This is a genomic window from Vibrio sp. 947 (genome assembly GCF_033339115.1).
In the GTDB taxonomy this organism is placed as follows: Bacteria; Pseudomonadota; Gammaproteobacteria; order Enterobacterales; family Vibrionaceae; genus Vibrio; species Vibrio alginolyticus.
In genome coordinates this window covers 1-2,262 of record NZ_JAWOTX010000041.1, presented here as the reverse complement: position 1 = coordinate 2,262, position 2,262 = coordinate 1, and the positions used below count along the sequence as shown (strand labels likewise).

The window sequence follows — 2,262 nt, the reverse complement described above, 5'->3', positions numbered from 1 at the left end:
TTCGGGGTTGCACAAGAACACTATGGTGGTGTGGTTCCTTAGGGAGTCGAAAGGCTCCCAGCTCTTTGAACCAGACAGCCAGCAACAATCATGGTGCGTTTAGGTGGCGAAAGCCACCTGCCCTTAGGGGTTGCACAAGAACACTATGGTGGTGTGGCTCCTGATGGGTGTCGAAAGGCACCCAACCTTTTAAGCCAGGCTGCTATAAAAAGTTTTGGTATCTCTTAAGCAATACGCTCGCCTTTAAAGGTGGTTTCTGGACGCTTGGCGGTGTTCTCATCAGAGACTAAGAGATACCAACACCAAATTAAGAGAATGGTGCAAAGACGCAAGGATGCGTCAAATCTCTTAGATGATTTTGTTTACGTCTTTCGGCATCTGAGAGATGTAAACAAAGTAGTAATTGTTATCAAACCTTGTACTGCGTTGCCCGTTCGAAAGAACACTTGTTTCCGCATATGATCTATTCCCCGATAGATAATCTTTAGGCTCCCCAAGTGGGAGCCTATTTTTTTATTTGCTATAAGGAGTTTATGGAATAAAAAACAATAAATGCTTTAGAATACTCAAATGAACATTCCACTGGATGGGATGATTAAGTGATTATGTAGAGGTTGATGTGAAGAAAATTATCGATCATCTCATTGATGTCATGAGAGAGCATAATGCTGACTCAGTTGATATTGGTGAGCTAGATATTCTTGGTGAGGCTTATGCGAGATACGGTGGAAAGATAGAGCATCCATTAGACCGAAATAAGGCTGTTATGAGCGCTGTACGCCGCTCAGACAAGTTTTTCTTAAGCGGATACCTTAGTGCTCATGATTCTATGGGTCGCCCCTCAGAACTTGCCCTGTTTCGTTTAAAAAAAGAAGAGTAGCGCCCTGGCTACTCTGCTATTTCTTTGTTAAACCCAAATGGTTCACACTGCTTATCAATGTTCTCTTACAATCCTGTATCTGTAATCGGGAAAAAAGCAGAACTCTTTCTTTCCAGGCTTGCCTGACTTAGTCATCTTTTTGTAGTAAAGCGTTGTCCCGTCGATTTTGCTGATGAGAACTCGTTGAGGCTCAAGTGACTTAAGCGGCTCTTCAAGCAGGTATTCTTTGCCTACCTCAACGCCATTATCCGCCTCTATCAAGGTTCTGACTAATGTGTCGATGCTGTCGGCGGACTTAATTCTTTCAAGCCAGTCAATCTTAGGTTCGAACGTCTTATTGATCAGAGACTTGCTAAATCTAGGAAGTGAATTTGTAGAGTCGGGAGATACGAACACATACATGAGGTCATTTATTACAATTTCCCCCAAAGCATCGCGTCCAACTGACGCTGACACAACGTCCAGCTTCACCCCAATAGTATCCAATGAGATTGTTTCAATAAGCTTGCAAGGATGTGTTTTCATGGGGTTGGTTAGCTGTATGTGTCTATCAAACTGCTCTTTACTGATGAATTTCAGTTTAGAGACGTTGTGTGTCTCTTGATAGCCAGCTCGAACGATTATAGCTTCCTGTTCAAGCACAGAAACTACCTCATAAACACCAGCATCGCCTCTAACCATGCAGTTTTTCTGATCCGCCTTCTTTTGAGGGATTTCACCGTATTTATACATAAAAACACCGATTAAAAAAGATGGTTGAATACTAACACAAAAATGCCGAATATCGGCTATTCGGCATTTTAGAGTGACCCATTACAGATTTAAAAGCTTCTTGAATGACTTGCGGATAGCTTCCTGACCATCCTCAAACCCTTCTTGATGCGCTTTATCTAACTGCTTAATGTAAGATTTAGCTGCTTCTGTAGTTTGAATGAAAGTCGGCAATCGCCTTACTCCATCATACTCTTCGTTAACAACGGCTACTAAGCCGTTAATTTCAACCAGAAAGCCGTTAAGAGAGAAGATTTTGCTTGTCACAACACTCTCTTCATTGCGACTATTCATCGCGTCTGCTTTGGAATAAAACATCTCATCTGAAATGCGTTTAGTTTCACCCATGTTCTCTCCTATTGATGTTCTGAACCATGAATATCTGGGTCGTAAGTAGGTTTAAGACCTAGATCTCGCTCGCGATGAACCTCCCAGCCCTAAAGTGCTGGGTTTCTGAATAATTGATGCCGAAGCCCAAATATTCATCCTGTTAGAAACATTTCTGACGTGAAATATCAGGCGAAAGGTGCCATAGTTTTATGGTCTTATGACTAACATCACTAGGACGTTAGCACCGCGCTTTCTTTGTCTCTCGTTTTTATACTGGTGTC

At 42.2% G+C, this 2,262-nt stretch carries 3 protein-coding genes; 1 reads left to right on the top strand and 2 read right to left on the bottom strand.

Annotated elements, in window-relative coordinates:
• The first annotated feature begins 619 nt into the window (after nucleotides 1-619).
• Nucleotides 620-880 (top strand): hypothetical protein, encoded by a 261-nt coding sequence (locus R7Q39_RS27815; RefSeq protein WP_038128698.1) that lies wholly within the window; start codon nucleotides 620-622, stop codon nucleotides 878-880.
• 54 nt (nucleotides 881-934) lie between these two features.
• Here the strand turns inward: R7Q39_RS27815 and R7Q39_RS27810 are convergent, their stop codons facing one another.
• Both R7Q39_RS27810 and R7Q39_RS27805 read right to left on the bottom strand, forming a co-directional pair.
• Nucleotides 935-1,612: a hypothetical protein gene (locus R7Q39_RS27810; protein ID WP_318077124.1), complete on the bottom strand. Its 678-nt coding sequence runs from the start codon at nucleotides 1,610-1,612 to the stop codon at nucleotides 935-937.
• Between the two features lie 81 nt (nucleotides 1,613-1,693).
• Nucleotides 1,694-1,999, bottom strand: coding sequence for a hypothetical protein (locus R7Q39_RS27805; protein ID WP_318077123.1), 306 nt, complete (start codon nucleotides 1,997-1,999; stop codon nucleotides 1,694-1,696).
• Between the last annotated feature and the right edge of the window lie 263 nt (nucleotides 2,000-2,262).

Bases quoted from the DNA above. Each gene is read 5' to 3' on its own strand.
- R7Q39_RS27805 (WP_318077123.1), bottom strand. From the start codon at position 1,999: ATGGGTGAAACTAAACGCATTTCAGATGAGATGTTTTATTCCAAAGCA.
- R7Q39_RS27810 (WP_318077124.1), bottom strand. From the start codon at position 1,612: ATGTATAAATACGGTGAAATCCCTCAAAAGAAGGCGGATCAGAAAAAC.